We start from the raw sequence: 21346 nt of genomic DNA on the forward strand, positions 1-21346 counted from the left end.
ATTTTCCTATATTTCAATTCAAGATCTTACGATCAAAAAGCCAAGATCAGATTAGTAAAGCTTTCTATATATCTCTTCTATTTCATCCACAGATAGCTCTACATAATTATTAGCCAAGAGACGCTGCTGTGTCTTTATGACAGCTTCTGCAAAGCCCCTTACCTCTTCATCTTTCATTCCATATTCTCGGAGCGGCTTCTTATCTATAAGACAGCCCAAAAGTTGGTCCAGACAAGGATAAACTTCTTCCGGCTGACATCCAAGAATGCGAGAGAGTTTCCAGTTGACTTCCACTATTGCACCAAAAGGATTTTTCTTCTGATAAGCCTTGAAGACCTCTGTAAAGAATTGATAGTTGGCTTCTCCATGTGGTACGTGATAGTTTCCTCCGAGAGGATAAGAGAGCGCGTGAACAGCACCCACTCCGGCATTACCGAAAGCAATTCCTGCAAAATTACTTGCCATGATCATCTCTCCCATCTTTTCAAAGCGATAGTCCGGACCATGCTCTCTTATTTTCTTGAATACATCCAAAATAATATTCCAAGCCTCTTCACTAAAGATCCGAGTAAACGGTGTAGCCTTAGGCGAAACATACGCCTCTATTGCATGAATAAGAGCATCTATTGCGCTGCAGGCATAAAACTTAAATGGCAAGCCACGCAAAAACTCAGGAATGATAACAGCATCATCTGCAAGAATTGCATCATCTGCCAATCCCATCTTTGTATGTCTGCTCTTGATCTCTGCGATAGATATATTGGTAACCTCACTACCTGTACCACAAGTAGTAGGAATAATAACCAGCTTTTTCTCTTTTATCAAAGGGATAGAGCGATCAAATGCTTGCAAGACATCCGTCATATCCTTCAATACAAACAGTTTAGAGATATCTATCACAGTACCTCCACCTATTGCGATAACCCGGTCATAATCCACTCCACGAAGATCAGACAGGATGTTATTCATCATTTCATCCGAAGGTTCCCCGAGTCCATACTTCTCTTGCATCACAAAATGGCAAGGAATATCAGCCTCTTTCATGAATGGTTCATATAAGAACTCATTAGTGATGACCAAGTCTTTAGCTCCAAGATCGAATGCTTGAGCAAACTCCTTAAAGGAGTCAAAGCTATGAATAGTAGTCTTCAGTTTAAAAAGTTGCATAATAGAATATAAATAAGAAATGTTAGTATCATCCAAAACGTTTACGATAATAGCTCCAAAGCTCCTCACGGAAGTTGGGATGTGCTATGCCAATGAGAGCCTCTGCCCGTTCCCGAAGCGACTTTCCTTTCAGGCGAGCTATACCATACTCTGTGACGATATAATCTACATCATTTCTAAGAGTGGTTACTGCGGCTCCTTCCGCGATCTGTGGCACAATGCGCGAAGCTGTTCCCTTGCTTGCGGTAGAAGGCATTGCCATAATACTTTTTCCGTTCTTAGACCATGTGGCACCACGTACATAATCAACCTGTCCGCCTGTACCGCTAAACTGTTTAGGGCCTAAGCACTCCGAGACCACTTGTCCCATAAGGTCTACCTCTATACAGCTATTGATGCTTATCATATTATCATTTTGTGCTATGACTCTCGGATCATTCACATAGTCTACGGAATAGAGCTCCACATCGGGATTATTATTCACAAAATCGTACACATCTTGAGTTCCCATCAAGAATGTGGCAACCATTTTACCGGGATGCAGACTTTTTTTCGCTCCGGTAATCACTCCTTTCCTCACCAATTCCAAGACGCCATCAGCAAACATTTCAGTGTGGATGCCCAAGTCTTTCTTTTCCTTCAAAAACTGAAGTACGGCATCCGGTATAGCTCCGATACCCAACTGAAGTGTATCTCCGTCTTGTACGAGCTCGGCACAATTTTTCCCTATTGCCTCTTCTACTTCTCCGATCTTAGGCTGAGGTATCGCGTAAAGAGGATAATCTGCTTCTACGATAAAGTCTATATCAGAAAGGTGTATAGTATTGTCTCCTCCGACAAAAGGCATTTGAGCATTTATCTCCCCGATAACAATTTTAGCCTCCTCTGCTGCCGGTTTTGTATAGTCGCAAGATATGCCGAAGCTGCAATATCCTTCCTTATTGGGAGCAGAAAGTTGCACGATAGCCACATCAACAGGAAGAAGACCCTTTCTCATCATACTGGGTACTTCATAGAAGAACGCCGGAATAAAGTCTGCACGACTTTCTGCTACTGCGGCACGGGAATTTGCTCCCACAAAGTTCGTAACGTGCCTGAAGTGCGGAGCCATTTCGGGACTCATGTACTTCCCTTCACCGAGACAAAGCATGTGATAGATCTTCACATCCTTAAATCTCTCTGCATTTCTCTCCAGTGCATCCACGCACAACCGCGGCACGGCCGCCGCATGAGAAAGTACGACAAAATCTCCACTCTGAATGTGCTTAACCGCCTCGTCTGCCGTTACAATTTTAGACTTAAAAGGCGTTAGGGCTTCTCTGTTCATATTTTGCTGTTTTTTCTTAGTATTCGCTTGGCTTCATTCCAAAGATCTTCACTTACCCCACTTTCGAGATAGAGATACACATCCTCCGAGCAAAGATGTTCCCGCAAAGCAGACTGCACCACTTTCTCAAGGGTTTCGTTTGCTGCGGGACAAAACTTACACGCTCCGGTAAATCGGACATATACCGTGCGATCTTCTACTTTGACGAGTTTCAAATCTCCCCCGTGACTACGCAACAAAGGGCTTACCTTGTCACGTAGCACGAGTTCAATCTCTTCTGCCAAAAGTGTCTTTACCATTTATATGGGCTTCTGTTTACTTATCTTTAGAGACATCTACCTTCGCAATAGCACGAGCCATCTCTTTCTTAGCTTCCAGATCTCCCTGCCTTGCAATCATGATGCGTTGAGCTTGAGGCGAACCGGCACCATGCATAGATTCTGTACGATATCCCACTGCAGCTGTACCGAGTGTAATGTTCTCGATCAAACGCAATATACGCATACGATTTTCTGTATCCTTACCGGTAGCACCTACAAGATATTTCTTCACGATAGGTCCAAGTTCCGGGTGACGGAGATCCTGTTCAGAGGGCATTGTAACCATAAGACCTCCTGCAATATCCTCTGCCAAACGAGCTATCTCGTACGGAAGTCTCGTAATGTTTTGCTTACATACGTTTGCAAGAAGAAGGTCTATCATATAGTTACCTGCATCCATCTGGGTTCCTTCGGACGAGCAAGCTATACCGCAAGAGTAGAGTGTCTCGTTAAGATGGATCATCTCTATGAGTTTATCCTTGATATGAGTGGCTTTAGGCACCCCATTGTAGTCTGCAGCAAGAGCAGCAGCACCGATAAGCACATCGCCAACGCCGACCTTGCAACCACCATAAGACTGTCTGTGGTAGCCGGCAAATCTTTCTACCATCATACCTGCATACTTGTACTCCTTACACATGAACACACGTTCATTTGGCACAAATACGTCATCGAATATTACGAGAGCTTCATGTCCGCCAAACTCAGAGTTACCAAGGTCTATCTCTGCACCCGGTTCCATCTTTCTGGTATCGCAAGATTGGCGTCCGTATATCATTATCACGCCATCCGCATCACTTGGCACGGCAAAAGACACTGCATAGTCTGCATCCTCTGCTTTCATTGCTATTGTGGGCATGATCAAGTGTTCGTGAGAGTTTACAGCCCCTGTTTGGTGAGCTTTGGCACCTCTTACCACGATACCGTCCGGTCGTACTTCTGTAATATGAACGTATAGATCCGGATCCGGCTGTTGAGAAGGAGAAAGGCTTCTATCCCCTTTAGGGTCTGTCATTGCGCCATCCACAACGAGGTCGTTCTCTTGAACGAACTCCATGTACTTCACAAAGCGTTTGTGGTACTCGGTTCCCAGTTCTCTATCCATTTCAAACGTTGTAGAATAGATTGCATTGAATGCATCCATACCCACACAACGTTGGAAGCAAGAAGCTGTCTTCTGTCCCAAGAGACGTTGCATTTTCACCTTATTCTTAAGGTCTTCTGTACTTTGGTGAAGGTGGCAAAATCTATTTATTCGCTTGCCTGTAAGATTACTTGTGGCAGTCATGAGATCCTTGTACTCCTCCATTTCTGCCAGTTTGTAAGTCATTGCTACTGAGTTCATCGAAGGTCTTATCATTGGGTGATCCACAGGATTATCGATCTTTTCTCCCATAAAATAGACCTGAAGATTCATTTTTCTCAGACTTTCTACATACTGTTCGCTGGTCATCATAAGCTGTATTGAGTTTTATAAGTGATAAAACATTAGTTTCCGTAGCAGAGAAAGAAAGCTCCTTTATCTTGTTGAGTAAGTATGACTATAGGCAGTAGTCCCATAAAAGGTATCTTCCATGTGTTTTTTGCTTTGCCATACATAATCCTGCTAAAAGAATTTTAATCCGTCTCCCCTCATGCATTGGACAAAAATCATAGAGGCTTTTTACTTTGGCAGGAACTTGACAAGTGTCAAAAACTCTCTTTCTGAATCTATTTTTATAATATTAGTAATATAGTTTTCTGTTCCGGATATGGCTCTCAAAAGATTGCACGAAAAAACCACTTAAAGTCGTAACTCTAAGTGCCAATCTGACATGGAATCTTTAGTGCTATAAGCACCGATACTCTCTTGCATATTCCTTGAGAGCGCATATCGCATGTAGTTTTTTGTTGTAGTGTTTGAAAATGTTATTCTATTTCGCTACAAAAATATGTAATTTGTTTGAACCTACCAACAGATGCCTATAAAATCCTCTTTAGAACTTGTTTTTAAGATAAAAAATCTGAAGCAGCCTCTCCTCTTTATCACAAAACGAAGTATCATGATATAAGAAAATATCAGCGCAAAATTATATTTACACTCACACTCAAAATAAAAAATCTCAACTATTTTGATAAATAATTTGGTCCCCAAACTATTTATCACTAAAATTGCAGGTTGAAAAGAAATATTTAAGAGCCTGTTACTATGAGATGTATATCTTTTAGTTACCGATACGACTCGTTAAAGATAGAATAACAGTAAGCGATTTTTATCATAAATAGAAAATACAAACACAGAAAAATGAATCATTTGATTTACGACTATGAGTAAAAACAGTTTTCTCTTCAAGGGATTATTTCTTTTGTTGCTGCTAATTGTAGGATTAACAGCATGTGAAAAAGTAGACTTTATACTTCCCGAAGGACCTCAAGGAGAAAGAGGGCCTCAAGGAGAGGCAGGGTTATCAGCTTACGAAATATGGAAGCGACAGGTAGAAAAAAAGATTATTATCTGGAATGGAGGTACAAATATTCCCGACTTCTTTCTCTACCTAAAAGGCAAAGACGGGAAAGATGGTAAAGATGGGGTCTCTCCACACATCGGCACAAATGGTAACTGGTGGATTGGTAGCAAAGATACGGGCATTCCTGCCAAAGGTAAAGATGGTAAAGACGGTAACAATGGCAAAGATGGAGAAAACGGACAAGATGGTGTCTCTCCACACATAGGCTCGAACGGCAATTGGTGGATAGGAGACAAGGACACAGGTGTCCCTGCCAAAGGTGAAGACGGTAAGGATGGTAAGGATGGTAAGGATGGTAAAGATGGAGAGAATGGACAAGATGGTATCTCTCCGCACATTGGCAAAAACGGAAACTGGTGGATAGGAGACAAGGACACCGGTGTCCCAGCCAAAGGTAAAGACGGTAAGGATGGAGAGAATGGAGAGAATGGACAAAACGGTATCTCTCCACACATTGGCGAAAACGGGAACTGGTGGATAGGAGACAAAGACACAGGTATTCCTGCTAAAGGAAAGGATGGTAAAGATGGCAAGGATGGTGCAAAAGGTAATAACGGAGACTCTGCTTATGAAGTCTGGAAGAAGTTCATCTCTTCCGGCAATGTACCGCATCCACATAAACCGGGAGAAAAATGGCCACCTGAAGCCAATTCAGAGGCAGACTTTTGGGCTTTCCTAATGGGAGCTAAAGGAGAAAATGGATCCAATGGTAAGGATGGGAATGATGGAAAAGACGGGGAGAATGGACAAAATGGAAACAATGGTCTTTCTACCTATGAGCTTTGGAAAGAAGATCTTGCCAAAAGATGTGGAACGACAAATCCTATCAGAAACAGAAACACAAACGAGCCGTGGGATTGCGAAAAGAACTCTCTTGACGACTTTTACGAGTTCATAAGTGCTTCTTGTGAGTGTGGCAATACCGACTTCGTACCTCCTGTACCAGGAACTCCCGGAGCAGAGACTCCCATTATAGACAATATGTTCAACGTTATTGCACAATTTTCTCTTGCAAACTTCAGTGAATACAGTCATCCCGATGGGGTTCTTTATAAGGTCTATGATAAAAATGGAGAGTTGGCTCCGGGAAGTATTGTCACGGGAATGCCCGGATTAGATCCGGCTTTAGCTTTTGTGGCAGATACCAACGGAGAGTTTCGCATACCTCTGAACCTGTTGCCATTCAAAGACATGGCATCATTTGGGGCTCCATTTGTTAAATATAAAGGTAAAACAAGAAGAGCTGCTAGAAACACTTTTGTTCCAAACAGAATTCATGCAAGGGTTAGGCTTCGTTCCATTTTTTATGTTATGGGACATAATATTCTTCAAATCAATTCTGCTATAGAAATCCATCGCAAGCCTGGCTCTCCTTGGGAACCCGTTCCGGCTCATCTCATAGACGATAGTCGACCACGATTTGGCAACTATGCTACCGGATACAGAATATCGAATCCTGAAGATCCGACTTCATTTATTTTAGATGGTGGTGGACATAAGATTTCGGTACCATTTACCATAGATCAGATGTTTGGCAACTTTACCATTAAGAAGAAAATAGTAGACTCGGATCTTGTTCTCGACAAGAGTAACCTGTGGGGAGGAGAGAGAGAGTACTACTCCATAGACTTCGACTTGGGTAAATATTTGGGAGTTTTGAAAGGAATAATTATTGTTGAAGTGCCGCCGGTACAAAATCTTCCTCAGATAAAAAAACTTGTATTGCATAAAAAGATCGTACAAGATGACGATACCATATTATTTGAAAGAGTAACAGGGGAGCTTGATACGAGTACCATAAATCTTGATGCGATATTCCCTCAAAGCAAGAGAAAGGTTACCATTAAACCGGAAAGAATGACCGTACTTTATCCGCCATTCACACAAGAAGAAGCAAAAGCACAAACAGTACTCTTCATCAAAGCCAATTATGGAGGGAAAGATTATACAGACACATCCGAAAAACATCCAACCCTTGGGACACCAACGTTTGAACTGAAGAATGTCCGTTTAGGATCCAGAATATATGTCTCATACAACTGGTCTGTTTCTTCCGGCAAAAGTGGGAACATAGCTTGGAATGGCTTGGACAACATACACAGAGAGCTTATTGAAGATCCGGCTCATCCGGGTCAATACAAACTAAAAATCAACCCTCTATATGAAGGTAAAGTGGCTCCGATTGAAGTAACTTATAGCGAAGAATAATCATGAAGACAGTACTACGGATACTTCTTTTTAGCCTCATCATGGCTGGAGGTTATGCACAGCAACCCGTAAAGAAAGCATGGGAAATCTCTCTTGGAGGTAATGCTCTCGGACTTTCCAGAATAGATATTGCAGAGGCTTCTAAAAAGGCTCATCACTACTTTATCTCTGTGGATAAGAGAAGTGTACTTTTCGGAGGACATATAGGAATTGGGAAAGAGATTGGAAGACACTGGGCTGTGGATCTTACCCAGTCGGTAAGTTACGACAAAGAGTTTGCTCTCCTGACCAATCTGGGAATACGCTATAGGCTTGGCGAATATTTTCGTCCGAATCCACTATTTGATCCTTATCTGACAATAGGGACAGGATACTTCTTTAATGGTTTCTCAAAAGAAAGCCCAAAGATTCAAATCGACGGAAAGAGTGTTGAATACAAGACTCCTCATCAGATACAAGGAAAACATCTTATACCCATATACGGAGGTGTGGGCATCAATCTTTGGTTTAACGATCATTGGGGGCTAAATATGGAAAGCGGTTATCAGGCATTTGAACACATGGACAGATCCGGACTTTGGTATGCTCGTGTAGGTATAAAGATGCGTATCGGTGGAGAGCCTAAGATAATGCAGCCCAAAACGGAGATAAGATACGTAGAAAAAGTGATAGAGAAAATCGTCGAAAAAGAAGTAAAAGTTGCTCCGGCATCTCTCTCTTCAACCTCTATCCCTATGCTTCTGGAAGGAATCTTCTTTGCATTTAACAGCAGTGTGATAGACGATACTTCTAAGCAGTCTTTGGATCAAACGGCGGCTTTCATGCTCCAGAATAACAATAAACGATTCCTTATATCCGGGTTCACAGACAATGTGGGTAGCGATGAGTACAACGATAAACTTTCCAATGAAAGAGCGAAAGCTGTTGTCAATGCCCTTATCTCCAGAGGTGTTCCTCAAGATAAACTGAAGTACAGAGGGCTTGGTAAGCGAGTGGCATTGGCTCCGAAAGAGAAGCCGGACAGCACTCGTAAGCAGGATAGAAAAATCATGATCGAAATTATAGAGTCCGACGACTATTGGAGCTCTCTATAATGTTCGTCCCTGATGTGTTATAACTCAAAACGGAGGTGTGTTTGCGCAACACATCTCCGTTTTCATTAGTTCTCCTTTCATGAGCGAAAGCAGGAGTGAAAACACAATTTCGAGGGGAAATGGTATCTTTGTGAGAACTCTAATGACCATTTGACAACAAATGATACAGAAAAAGAGCGTCAAGACTCTACTCTTGCAGCCGGAGAGCATCTTCTTCTTCGGATTACTGCTTACCTTGATTTTCTCCACTACCGAGCTGGTCTCCCTAAAGGCAAACAACTTTCAGATATTTGCCTATGGGTCTAAAGATTTCTGGGCAGGGATCAATCCCTATTCCGGTTGGGATCATACCGGGGTTGCCGGAAACGGGCTCGACAGATACTTGTACGGTCCGCTCTTCTCGATGCTTTTCACTCCGTTTGCCTTCCTTCCTTGGTGGCTGGGAGCTTCTCTCTGGAATCTCACAAGCTATTCGGCATTCTTCTACTCCTTGTATAGCTGTAAAGTTTGGAATAGTAAGCGACTTGCCGTAGTCTTCTTCCTGCTTGTGGGAATTATGGTTTCATCCATCATGTCGTTCCAGTTCAACCTTCTCACCACTGCTATGTTTCTCTTTATTTACAAATGGATGGAAGAGAGACGATACCTTCCGGCGGTACTTCTGTTAGTCATAGGGGCTTTCACAAAAGTGTATATCGGCTTTGCCGGAGTACTACTCTTTTTCTATCCTCGTTTTTGGAAAAACATCGGACACGGAATGGTATTTTCGGTGATAGCGTTACTTCTTCCTGCTCTAAAGGTTGGAGTGGACGGACTTCTGCCTTACTACTGCTCATGGTTTGAGGCAATCTCCATACGGGAAGCTCCCGAACGTTTTGAAGTAGCCTACCGCTTCATTGCTAAAGCCGGACTACCGGAGATCTACGAATATACACTACCGATACTCATTGTTGCTACACTCTTACCGACAGTCTGTATAGCTCTCTGTCTGATGCAGACAAAAGAGAGGGAGAGAAGAGACTGCCTGCGCCCGATGCTGGGAGCAATGCTGCTCGGAACGGTAATGATGACGCTGATGGTGTGGGGGAACTCCACCGAAAGACACACCTATATAATAGGTATGACGGGGTATCTTCTTTGGGTGTATGCCAAAGGATACATGTCCAAAACGGATAAGATATTCACAGCTCTCTTTTTCTTCTTCTATGTCATCTGCCCCATAGATGTGATATGTCCCGTAAAAATCCGAAGAATAATACTTGACCACAATAATCTTGGAGTTATCTTTGCCCTCATCCTATGGGCAAGAATGACCCTTGAGCCACTTTTGATATGCAAAAACAGACGTTAGACATCATTCTCCCGGCATATAAACCGAAAGGAGAGTGGGTGAAAGCAGTGCACACGCAACTCTCTTCTATCTCCGAGCAATACTCGGACAGGTTGGAGATCTCTCTTATTATATCTCCGGATGGATCGTTTTCTTATTACAGCGAAGAGGTGAAACAACAGATTGCCGATCTGCCTTGGGCCGTGCGGTATGTCTCTTACGAGGTCAACAGGGGTAAAGGTTTTGCTCTCCGTTCAGGTGTAGAAATGTCGGACTCAGACCTGATCCTGTACACAGATTATGACTTCCCTTTCGAGTCGTTTTCTTATACCAATGTTATCGAAAGCCTTCTTTCGGGAGCTGATGCGGTGATTGCCATCAGGCGGAAAAGCTATCAGCATCGTCTGCCTGCCTTGAGAAAACTGCTCTCATACGGTTCTCATCTGGTCAATAGAGTACTGCTCGGTCTTCCATATACAGACACACAAGGCGGTCTGAAAGGATTCAACCGGAAAGGGAAAGAGGCTTTTCTGGAAACGAATATAGACTCTTTCCTCTTCGATACACAGTTCATCTCGATAGCTGTGAAAAAACGCCTGAAAGTGGAAGGCGTTCCGGCAAAGGTAAGAGATGAAGTAGTTTTATCCCGAATGGGCATGAAAGTCCTTCTTAAGGAGCTTCGTGTCCTTCCTAAAGTATTCCAATCAAGATGGTTTTCTTAAGTTTCGATATAGAGGAGTTCGATGCTCCCGTAGAGTTTGGTCATCCGATACCATTTGAAAAGCAGATAGAAATATCGGCTCGCGGTACTGAAGCGATTCTCTCTCTACTGAAAGAAAAAGATGTAAAAGCAACATTCTTCTGCACCGCAACGTTTGCAACAGAGCGTCCGAATCTGGTTCGACGCATCACGGAAGAGGGTCATGAACTCGCCTCGCACGGCTACTATCACTCCGCATTCCATGTAGAAGATCTTCTCTCTTCCCGTTTGAAGCTGCAGGAGATTACCGGATACGATGTGGTAGGATTCCGTATGCCTCGTATGCAGAATGTATCGGGGTATGCGCTCAAAAATGCAGGTTATAAGTACGATTCCTCTCTGAATCCGACGTGGATGCCGGGACGGTACAACAACTTAGGCAAACCGACACGTCCGTTTATCTCACCCGAACAGCTGTTGGTTCTGCCTGCATCCGTTACACCAATAGTACGTTTTCCTCTCTTTTGGCTCTGTTTTCACAATCTCCCGATGGAGATATTCAACGATCTCTGCATCTACACGTACAGAGACAAACAGTACTTCAATATCTATTTCCATCCTTGGGAATTTGTACACCTGCCATCGGAACCTCTCGTTAAGCTACCGTTCTATATGAGACAAAATACCGGAGAAGAGGCGTTATTCAGGCTATCCGAACTGATAGATCGCTTAAAGGAACAGAATGCACAATTTGCCAGATGCAGAGAGATGCTCGAAAACGTTTTTTAGAATACGCAGCCAACACACTACCGTAAACAAAAAATCCCCGATTTGGATTCAAATCGGGGATTTTCTTTATTTCTTCAGATGCCTCGTAGCAAAGTTTAAGGCAAAAAATCCGACAAGAGCGGAAACTATGGTACCGGAAAATACTCCGATCTTTGCTTGGTTTAGAAGATTTACACCTTCTGCTGTTTCGGGAGAGTAAGAAAGAGAGGCTATAAAGAGCGAAACCGTAAAGCCGATGCCTCCAAAAATAGATATAGCGATAAGATTTCGTGTCGTCATTCCCTCAGGATATTTCAATATCCCAATCTTGTTCGGTATATAAGTAAAGAGAGAGATACCCAACATCTTTCCGATAAAAAGCCCACAGAATATTGCAATAGGCAGTCCCAAAAGATCCGACATGGTAACTCCTCCGAATGTTACACCGGCATTGACAAAAGCAAATAAAGGTAAAATAATATAGCTTACCACCGGACTTAAATCGTGCTCAATGAACTGAAGCGGAGAGATAGAACGCTCCACTTTTTTTTCCAAAAGACGCAAACGAACCAGCTGACGGTGAGAGAGTTTCTGTGCTTTATCTGCTTCGATCTCGTACTTACCATTGAAATCTCCGATAAAGTCCGATAGACTCTCCTTGAGTTGAGGCAGGCGAACTGTACACTTAGAAGGTATGGTAAGCGCCAACAATACTCCGGAAATGGTGGTGTGAATACCGCTATGCAAGAAGAAAGTCCAGACAATGAAGCCTATGAAATAGTAGATGTACGCCTTGTCCATCCCTTTACGTCCCAAGATATAGGTTACCACCAAGAGACCAAGCCCTATCAACAGAGAGGTTAGATGTATCTGTCCGCTGTAAAAAAGAGCGATAATGATGATACCGCCAATATCATCCACCACAGCCAAAGACATCAAAAAGACTTTCAGACAAGGAGGGACATGCTTGCCGACTGCCGCCAAAACAGCCAAAGCAAAAGCTATATCCGTTGCCATAGGTATGGCTGCACCTCTCATTGCCATACCTCCATCGTGAACAAATGCGTAGAAAACAAGTACCGGTATTATCATTCCTCCTATGGCCGCAACCACCGGAAGCATCGCTTTTCTAACGCTTGAGAGCTGTCCTATAAGAAGCTCCATCTTAATCTCCAGGCCTATTACGAAGAAGAATATAGCCATAAGAGCATCGTTCACGAACTCTTGCAGCGTCATCGGTCTCCCGTGATGTTCAAAGAGTCCGTAATCTCCGATATTTACTTTGATCGGATTATTGAGAAAGCTGAAATACTGTGCTTGCCAGGGAGAGTTGGCAAAAATGATAGCAGCCAAAGCCGCCAAAAAGAGAAGCAAGGAGGGATTGATACTCTGCACCACCTTACTTATCCGGAATTGTGCTTGTTCTTGTTGCATTGCGATAAGTATTTGTGTTTGTGTTATTACTAATGTGTTACCTCCACTTTCCGGGTCGGAGGGAGAGTATTGTTACGTTCCTCTACGCTCTCGATTACCTTGGCAGCCAATTCGCGGAACGCCTGTCCGACAATGCTATCGGGATTGGCAGCGATGGGCACACCGCTGTCTCCTCCCTCACGAATGCTCTGAACAAGCGGTATCTGTCCAAGAAGATGGGTTCCGACCTCTTCTGCCAAGCGTTTACCTCCCTCTTTACCGAAGATGTAATACTTATTCTCCGGCAGCTCTTCGGGTGTAAACCATGCCATGTTCTCTACCAAACCCAAGAGCGGAACATTGACTTTTTCATCCAAAAACATATTCACCCCTTTTCGTGCATCCGCAAGAGCCACATCCTGAGGCGTGGTAACCACTATTGCGCCCGTGATGCCGAGAGTCTGTATAAGTGTCAAATGAATATCGCTGGTACCGGGAGGAAGGTCGATGAGAAAGTAATCCAACTCTCCCCAATGCGCTTCTGTTATAAGTTGATTCAGGGCATTGCATGCCATGCTTCCGCGCCAAAGTACCGGAGCATCTTTATTAACAAAAAATCCTATCGAGAGCAGTTTGACGCCATGACTCTCTTCGGGGATGATAAGATCCTTACCATTGATATTCTCCAAGCAGGGTCTTGCCTCTTCGCAGCAAAACATCTTAGGCATGCTTGGACCGAATATATCTGCATCCAACACACCCACCTTATAGCCCGAAGCGGCAAGGGCGACAGCCAGATTGGCTGTAACGGTACTTTTTCCCACTCCCCCTTTACCGGAAGATATGGCGACGATATTCTTCACACCGGGAAGAAGTTGAGGCTTCTCCTCTTTCACCACTTTAGGGAAAACGGCTGTTACATTTCCTTTTACCTCTACATCCGGAGAGATATAAGTATTGACGGCTGTTTCTGCTGCCCGAACAAGAGACTTTGCAAAAGGGTCATTCTCTTTCGGGAAATGTATTTCAAACGAAACCTTATTGCCAGCTATGTGTATGCTGTCAGCCTGTACCATTCCTGCGCTGACAATATCTTCGCTCTTGCCCGGATAGCGGACATTCCGCAAGGCATCCAATATTAGATTGGGATATAATTTAAGTGTCATATATTCGATTTTAAGTTAAGAGAGCCTCTTCTTTCCCGGTTAAAGCTACGGTAACTATCCGGCTCTATTTCTATGTCAGGGTCTTCGGAGTGATCGGTGAGCAGTGCCGGAGAGAGTACGATATACTTTATCGTCAATCCTCGTTCTCTCCATTGGCTTTCGTAGTAGGTACGAATCTTTCTCAACGGATCTTCTTCGTCCACCTCTTTGTCTATGTCTTCTATGGAACGGATCACTTCCAAGCCGTTGTGCCGAGCCATTGCGGATGTGAATGTATAGAGAAACCGGCTGTCCGTCTTCAGGTGTACCACTCCGTTGGAAGCAAGGATTCTCTTGTACATCTGCATAAACCGGACAGAGGTAAGTCTTTTCCGCACCTTTTTCATCTGCGGATCAGGGAACGTGATCCATATCTCATCCACCTCTCCGGGAGCAAAAAATGTCTCGATAAACTCTATCTCCGTCCGGAGGAAAGCCACATTGGAAAGCTCCTCTCTATGGGCTGTGGTTGCTCCCGTCCACATACGATTTCCCTTGATATCCACTCCGATAAAGTTCTTATCCGGAAACATCCGTCCCATTTCCACGGTATATTCGCCTCTGCCACAGCCCAATTCCAAAACAATGGGAGCATCATTCCCGAACACTTTGGCTCTCCACTCTCCACGGAAAGGGAACTGCACCCCGGTACGAAGCACTCCGAAAGGATATTCGTACACATTGGGCAGGGCAGCCATATCGGCAAACTTGGCAAGCTTATTCTTTCCCATTCTCTTCTATATCTTTAACGGGCAGAGACCGTATCGCCCGGTTTGAGGTTCAGTATCCAGTAACCGCCTTGGCGTTTAGCCGAACCTTTTCCTTTCACTTGCAGTCGGAGTGTCTCCAATCCCTTGTCCGCTTTCAGCTTATGAGTATAAGGAGCAGAAGCCGTCAGTGTAAAAGCAACGATCTTGGCATCCTTCCACTCGGCAGAGATAAGAGCATCTCCCACTACTTTAATGTTGCGGAAGCTTCCGCTCTTACGCCATGAAGAGGGCAGTGCAGGTATTACCTCTATCACGCCGGACTCGCTCTGCAACAGCATCTCCATGATACCGGCAGCACCTCCGAAGTTTCCGTCTATCTGGAAAGGCGGATGCGCACTGAAAAGATTAGGCAGTGTTCCGCTTCTGTACCCCTTATAGTCCATACCCTGCACACTGCAAGGGCGAAGAAGTTCGGTAATGAGCTTGAATGCCCTATCTCCCTCGTGCAGTCTTGCCCAGAAGTTTATCTTCCACGCCATAGACCAACTCGTGCTCACATCACCACGTGCATCAAGGCTTTTCTTTGCGGCTGCCGCCAGATCCGGCGTGTGTTCCAAGCTGATTTCACTGCCCGGATAGAGTCCGTAAAGGTGTGAGACGTGGCGGTGATGTGGCTCTGCCTCTCTGTATGGCTCAAGCCATTCGAGTATTCTGCCGTCTTCACCTATTGTCGTAGGCATCAAGCTGTCTCTCTTCTGAGCCATTGTTTTCAGCAGCGGATCTTTGATACCGAGTATCCGAGCCGCCTCTATGGTATTCCCGAACAGCTCGCGTATGATTTGGTTGTCCATTGTGGATCCGGCAGATATGTGTACGACCTCCCCTTTCGGTGTGTAGTATGAATTTTCCGGAGAGGTTGTGGGGGCTGTTACAAGGTAGCCGTTGCGAGGATCTTTCACCAACATATCCACAAAGAAGCGCGATGCTTCGAGCATTGCAGGGAATACCTCTCTCAGATAAGCCTTATCGAGGTTGTATCTGTAATGTCTGAACAAGTGTTGGCAGAGCCATGCCGCAGATGTGTTTGTGGCACCCCATGAAGGGTGTTCTCCCGGTGCGGTGAACTGCCATGCGTTGCCAAGAATGTGAGTAACCCATCCCTTTGCTCCGTAGAACACTTTTGCAGTCCGCTTTCCACTCTCTACCTGATCCAGTGTCCAGTCCGAAAGAGTCCGGTGAAGCGGAGAAAGATTGCCTGTTTCTGCCGGCCAGTAGTTCATCTGCAGGTTAATATTCAAATGGTAGTCTCCGTTCCAAGGCGTTGCTATGGTGCTTGCCCAAAGTCCTTGTAAGTTGGGCGGCAAACCGCCTTCACGTGTCGAAGAGACCAAAAGATAGAGTCCGAACTTCTGATACAACGCAACCAACGGAAGGTCTTCATGGTTTTCATGGAACAGTCTTAATCTCTCCGGCATCGGAAGTTGTTCGTTGGGATGCTCTCCGAGAGACAGGTCTGCCGTCTGTCCGAACTTCTCTCTGAATGCTTTCGTATGCGCTTCTCTGAGAAAGTCGAGCGAGGCTTTTGCTGCCACTTCATCCAGTCTCTTGGTGACCCTCTCCTTTTCGTTCACTCCACCATAAGAGGTGTTCATTGCAATGAGGATGAGTACGGAAGTGGCTTGACGTACTTCCAAAGAGCCGTTGTTGGGGAAGATGCTTCCACCTTCGGGCAGAACGACACGGGCTTCTCCGAAAAATCTGTTACCATAGCCGCCTGCACCATCCGGAAGAGCTCCTTCTATCACGGCACCATTCTTGGTAAGACGAAAATGAGCATGCTGTGGACGGCTCCAGGCAAGGTCGAAAGAGAGCTTGCCCGACTCCGATGCGGTCAGTTCGATGACCGCAACATCGTCTGCAAAAGAGGTATAGTATTTTCTGCTGTACCGCACTCCTCCGGAGGAGAAGGTGGTTTCAGCCAGTGCGTTGTCTATGTCCAGTGCTCTCTTGTAGTCTGTCACTTGGGGTTCTATCCCGTAGTGGCTCAGATGCAGACGTCCAAAGAGCTGATAAGATCCGTATGGGGCAATATCTCCTCTCCCGTAATTGCTCCCCTTTCCTCCGCAAACAAAGGTACGATAAACGAGTTCTTCAGCTTTCTTATTCTCTCCGGCAAAGAGCAGACGACGAATCTCTTCCAACGACTCCAAGGCTTTGGGGTTATCCGTATTCTCTTTAGAGCCGGACCACATCGAAATCTCGTTCAGCGTGATAGTCTCATGGCTGAGGCGAGAATCGGTCATGAGTCCGATCCGTCCGTTACCCAGTGGCAGCTGTTCCTCCCATACTTTTGCAGGTGAAGTGAAATAGTAGTAGTTCTTAGAAGCTGCATCCACCCCGCTTATCACTCCAAACGAGAAGAGCAGACACAGCAATATTTTTCCGGATAGTCTTGTAATAACCGTCATCTCAATTATCTATAAATAATGGGTAAAGATACTAATATTTTTCCGGATAGCCGGGAAGCAGACCCCTAATGGGAACCGGCAAAAAAGAAGAAATAATAGCTTCCTGACAGAGAGGCATTTTTATATATTCCATACCGATGGATACCTTCCGTTTTTCCCTCTCTCTATTTGGATCAAAGGTGTCGTTCTGAGAGCACGACCGAATTGTTAAATTCAGGTCATTTTATTAACACAAATTCCGATACCTGTTCACCCAAAACGCTAAACGAGCATATTGTTTCGGCTTAACGTGTTTAATTTTTCAATGAACACGTTTACCGATTTCATTAAACACGTTTACCGGATTCGGTTAACGTGTTTAGCCAAAACGGCTAAAACATTAATAATGAACCACCTACGTGTTTTTACCCCAAAATACCTCTGAAAAGGCAGATTTCTTTATTAGGAAACGTTCACAGAAGAGGGTGTTAAATTTCAGACTTATTAACGCGAAAAAGCCCCATCAAACGGACTGAGAAAAAATTTTTTCCAAATTCGCGATTTCTCATATTCGTTTGTTATAGAACGAATTAGAAGAATAAAGAAAATTATCCGGAGAGAATCGGAAGAAAAAAGAGAGCGATTTCGGCGATAGAGTGTCAAGCCGTTTTTATATAAAAGCTCCCGAAAAGAGCTACTTTTTTACCCGTTTTGAGAGTGCTTCGAGGGGTACCTCCGCCGCTCTTTCAATGTATCCGCTATAAGCTCTGCTAAGCGATAGTATCTCTCTGTTTCCCAGCAAAATCATCTGATGTCTGGCTCTTGTGAGTGCCACATTGAGCTTGCGGTCTATCTCTTTTCCGGCTTCGTCCCGAAACGAAGAGCCGGAAAGGAAAGAGATCTGAAACGGCTGATTGGTGCAGACAGAGTATAGAATGATGTCTCTTTGCGAGCCTTGAAAACGCTCCACCGTATCTATCACAAGATGATCGAGCAGATACTGCAAAGAGTCTTTACCTACCATCGAAACCAGCAACGCATCATCCGAAAGCGAACGAAGCGTCTGTCTGATGGTCAGGATCTGACGGCGGTATGGCGTGATGATGCCAAGACTCAAAAGCCGGTCTGTAGCCTCTTTGGGATGAGTAGGGACAATGCGCTTACCTGCCGTGTGAGCCATGACAAGAAGCGTCTGTACCAGATTTTTGACCTGCTCCGCCTCTGCCCGGTTCTCCTTATGTTCCGAGTGCTGTTCTCTCGGAGTGTCGAGATAGAGTACTCTCTCCCTTTTCAGTATGGCGGTGAGGCTCTCCTCCTCTTCCGACAGAGCAAACGGCAGCAGTGCTTCTCGCTGGTGTGGCAGCCCCAATGGTTTCAGCAGAGAGTCGTAAAAAGCCACTGAGGGATAAGCCTCTATCTTCGGGTGCATCCTCCCTTGAAGGGTCAAGGCATCGTACAGATGGGTATGGTTGTTGCGCTTGGCATGCTCCAGCAGTCTCTGAAAAAGCGAATGAGAGAGCTGCTCCATCCGATGCTCTTTCAGCAGTGGATCTGTGCTTGTAAGCCCTTCGTTGTCCTGCGCCACTACCGCGGGGAGCTGCTTGTGATCCCCGATGAGAATGAACTTTTTGAACGCTTCTCTTCTCTCTCCATCCTCATCGACAGTGGCGGTAAGCAGACCCAAAAGTTGAGGTTCCAATAGTTGGGCAGCTTCATCGACGATAAGCACATCGAACGGTGTCCTGCTCCACAACAGAGAGTGTCCGAGAAGAGAGAGTGTAGTACCCACAAAAACGGGGCAACTTTCCGTAATATCGAGAATCTCTTTTCGGGATCGGCAGTGAGCCGTACGCTCGGAAAGAAGATGCGGTTTTACGGATTGGGGTGTGATGCTTTCCCTGCCTACCTTGATGTATCCTGCCGCTTGCGGTATCTCCTCTAAGGCAAAACAGATTTCGTCCACCGCTCTGTTGGTATAGGCTGTCAGCACTATCCGTTTACCTTCGGCAAGCAATCTTTCGACCATCGTCCGCAGTGCATGAGAGGTCTTTCCCGTACCGGGAGGTCCGACAAGCAGGAAGTACTCTTCTGCCCGAAGTGCTTTCTGTACGATTCTGTCCAAGTCGTTTTTACAGGCAGACGGCTCCGTGCTCCGTCCCAAACCTGCTGCACGAGTAAGGATAAGGTCTCTGCGCCGTGAGGTGGTGCGCCCCAAAGCCATTATTGCTCTGTACTGGTGCGCCACTCCGATATTTTGACCTCCGATGCGTTCCAAGTGATAGCTGTTTCCTTCTCGCAGTTGCAGAAGTTCGGCATCGGGTTGAGCGTACAACAGTCTTACCGTCAATCCTTCCGGCGAAGTATCGGCAACACTGCAACGCAAACAGGGATAAGCCTCCGCTCCGGAAGATACAGGATAGAGCCTTAGAAGCTCTCCTGCTTCCGGTACAACCTCCGGCATTGTCCCTTTATCGCCGCCCCACGAGAAGATAAGCAGAGGATGATCGGCATCCGTACAGCTGTTCTTCATCAATATAAGGTTAGTCCACGCTTCTCCTTCCCTTTCATTCCACCACTGCGGAAGCGAGTGAGGGGGCGTGTGTGTGCCGTCGGGAAGCATATTGCTGTGTTGATTGGTGTAAGCAGCCATCTCTTCCCGCATCAAAAAACCGAAATAAGCTCTCTGATAGGCGTGTAAAAGCGGATCCCGACTGCCTCCCATGGAGAGCAACAAACCTCTGCATTCGTCCCGGACATAGGGAGGATTTTCGGAGGAGTCGGTATTCAAATGAAGGTATTGCTCCAATATCTCCCAAAGTTTTTGCCCGCCTGTTTGATCTTTTGAACCGAGAAGCAGGATGCCGACCATCTTATTACGAAGTCCCATTGCAAGGATTGCACTCTTTCGGGTAGCCGGTATCGGGAACAGATCGCCCGTAGTGGCGTACAAAAGGTAACTCTGTCTCTGCTCCGGAGGAAAGTCGAATGCCTTTTCGCTCATGAGGTTATAGAGGATGGTCTGAATGGCATGAGGCGGTTGGGGATGCCCTCCCCTTCCGGGCTTTCCGCTCTTTAACTCCAGCAGCCTGCTGCCGTCTCTTGAGAGCATATCTATACGTCCCCTCATTCCGAAGAGGGGTGCATGAATCTCTGCTTCCAAAGCAACGCTTTCAAACTGCTCTTTCCGCAGAAGCCGGATGCTCTTACGGATGTTGTCGTATTGGCTTTGTGCCTCTTCACCAAATGTTACGGGAAGCCGGGCATAAGCAAATCCGAGCGCATTTGCACAGAATGCAGCGTGAAAAGAAGAAGTGAATGAGACACTCTCCGAAGAGGTCGCAAGATCATCGAGAAACTTATTCGCCACAGCTCCCCGAAGCAGATACCACGAGTGGCTTTGCGGTTTGAGCCTTGCAAGCAAGAAGAGCATAGGATCGGAGAAATCTTGTGAGACGAAACATTCGGCTATGGAAGTTACATCCAGAATAATATCCGGTCTTACGACTATAAACAGTGGTACCAACCCCTCCGCCGTTTCCCGAATGTCGTAAAGATGTATCACACTGCCTCTTTCTACCTGTGCGCCCAAACGGTCATAAGCTCCATGCTGGTAAGTATAACGGTAAAGAAAGGTGAGATAATACTCTTCCCACACACCTTTATTCTCTCCATACGCCCAGCCATTCACACTCGTCTCTCCGATCTCTTCTACTACCAGATATAAAAAAGAGGGAAGCGAACCCGCAGGAAGTACATCGGGTACTTCCTGCGAGTTCGCTTCCTTATCCATAAAATCCGTTCCGAGAGCAGTCTCTCCGCAATAGTGCCCTATGAAAGCAGCTAATGCACGTCGCTCCGTATCTTCAACAAGTTCGGACGGATCTCTTTTCAAAAAATTGATATACCTGTTCACGATGCGTCTGCAAAGCTGTGAACAGCCCTCAAATACCGGGACATGACGAAGATATACAAGCCTTGCGTAATGCCCTTCAAAGGTCAGACCGCTGTCGATAGTGGCGATCTCCAAAAACCCGGACAGGCACAACAGCCAATCCTTAACGGAGATCTCTCTTGAAACATCGCCCGATAACTCTCCCAACAATGCCCTGACGGCATCATGGTATCTGCTATCTATGCGATCGTTCAACGA

Annotated in this window: 14 protein-coding genes; 5 read left to right on the forward strand and 9 right to left on the reverse strand. The window is 45.5% G+C overall.

Annotation, left to right across the window (positions count from 1 at the left end; all coding sequences use genetic code 11):
- Nucleotides 1-51 precede the first annotated feature (51 nt).
- Genes HQ39_RS04300 through HQ39_RS04315 form a run of 4 tightly spaced genes read right to left on the reverse strand, consistent with a single transcriptional unit; the run spans nt 52 to nt 4270 of the window.
- Nucleotides 52-1167 (reverse strand): 4-hydroxybutyrate dehydrogenase, encoded by a 1116-nt coding sequence (locus tag HQ39_RS04300; protein WP_036791514.1) that lies wholly within the window; start codon nt 1165-1167, stop codon nt 52-54.
- Between the two features lie 28 nt (nt 1168-1195).
- Entirely contained in the window at nt 1196-2494 is a 1299-nt protein-coding gene (locus HQ39_RS04305) for an acetyl-CoA hydrolase/transferase family protein (protein ID WP_036864064.1), read from the reverse strand.
- The gene (locus tag HQ39_RS04310) at nt 2491-2793 is read right to left on the reverse strand and encodes a NifU family protein (protein WP_052079436.1); all 303 of its coding nucleotides are present in this window, start codon (nt 2791-2793) and stop codon (nt 2491-2493) included. The genes HQ39_RS04305 and HQ39_RS04310 overlap by 4 nt, the downstream gene beginning before the upstream one ends.
- Nucleotides 2794-2809: 16 nt before the next feature.
- Entirely contained in the window at nt 2810-4270 is a 1461-nt protein-coding gene (locus HQ39_RS04315; protein ID WP_036864067.1) for a 4-hydroxyphenylacetate 3-hydroxylase family protein, read from the reverse strand.
- Nucleotides 4271-5120: 850 nt separating this feature from the next.
- On the opposite strand from HQ39_RS04315, the gene HQ39_RS04320 reads away from it, so the two are divergent.
- From HQ39_RS04320 to HQ39_RS04340, 5 genes are all read left to right on the forward strand, one after another.
- Complete coding sequence (locus HQ39_RS04320) at nt 5121-7529, forward strand: hypothetical protein (RefSeq protein WP_036864070.1); 2409 nt, start codon at nt 5121-5123, stop codon at nt 7527-7529.
- Nucleotides 7530-7531: 2 nt separating this feature from the next.
- Nucleotides 7532-8623 carry an OmpA family protein gene (locus tag HQ39_RS04325; RefSeq protein ID WP_036864073.1) on the forward strand — a complete coding sequence of 364 codons (1092 nt, stop codon included), beginning with the start codon at nt 7532-7534 and terminating at the stop codon, nt 8621-8623.
- Nucleotides 8624-8783: 160 nt separating this feature from the next.
- Entirely contained in the window at nt 8784-9974 is a 1191-nt protein-coding gene (locus HQ39_RS04330) for a glycosyltransferase family 87 protein (protein WP_036864075.1), read from the forward strand.
- A complete protein-coding gene (locus HQ39_RS04335; protein WP_036791493.1) occupies nt 9956-10675 on the forward strand; it encodes a glycosyltransferase in 720 nt (239 codons plus the stop codon). Before HQ39_RS04330 ends, HQ39_RS04335 begins: the two co-directional genes overlap by 19 nt.
- Nucleotides 10663-11442 carry a polysaccharide deacetylase family protein gene (locus HQ39_RS04340; RefSeq protein ID WP_036864077.1) on the forward strand — a complete coding sequence of 260 codons (780 nt, stop codon included), beginning with the start codon at nt 10663-10665 and terminating at the stop codon, nt 11440-11442. The genes HQ39_RS04335 and HQ39_RS04340 overlap by 13 nt, the downstream gene beginning before the upstream one ends.
- Nucleotides 11443-11508: 66 nt before the next feature.
- Here the strand turns inward: HQ39_RS04340 and nhaA are convergent, their stop codons facing one another.
- The 5 genes from nhaA to HQ39_RS04365 all read right to left on the reverse strand — a co-directional run bounded on the left by nhaA (nt 11509) and on the right by HQ39_RS04365 (nt 21343).
- Nucleotides 11509-12855, reverse strand: a complete 1347-nt coding sequence (gene nhaA, locus HQ39_RS04345; RefSeq protein WP_036864080.1) for a Na+/H+ antiporter NhaA — start codon at nt 12853-12855, stop codon at nt 11509-11511.
- A gap of 29 nt (nt 12856-12884) precedes the next feature.
- Nucleotides 12885-14000: an Mrp/NBP35 family ATP-binding protein gene (locus HQ39_RS04350; RefSeq protein WP_036864082.1), complete on the reverse strand. Its 1116-nt coding sequence runs from the start codon at nt 13998-14000 to the stop codon at nt 12885-12887.
- Entirely contained in the window at nt 13997-14770 is a 774-nt protein-coding gene (trmB, locus tag HQ39_RS04355) for a tRNA (guanosine(46)-N7)-methyltransferase TrmB (RefSeq protein WP_036864085.1), read from the reverse strand. The genes HQ39_RS04350 and trmB overlap by 4 nt, the downstream gene beginning before the upstream one ends.
- Before the next feature lie 14 nt (nt 14771-14784).
- Nucleotides 14785-17217: a glycosyl hydrolase family 95 catalytic domain-containing protein gene (locus tag HQ39_RS04360; RefSeq protein WP_036864086.1), complete on the reverse strand. Its 2433-nt coding sequence runs from the start codon at nt 17215-17217 to the stop codon at nt 14785-14787.
- A gap of 673 nt (nt 17218-17890) precedes the next feature.
- Nucleotides 17891-21343 (reverse strand): AAA domain-containing protein, encoded by a 3453-nt coding sequence (locus tag HQ39_RS04365; RefSeq protein ID WP_152565501.1) that lies wholly within the window; start codon nt 21341-21343, stop codon nt 17891-17893.
- Nucleotides 21344-21346: the final 3 nt, after the last annotated feature.

It is taken from the genome of Porphyromonas sp. COT-108 OH2963, from assembly GCF_000768895.1.
Classification (GTDB): Bacteria; Bacteroidota; Bacteroidia; order Bacteroidales; family Porphyromonadaceae; genus Porphyromonas_A; species Porphyromonas_A canoris.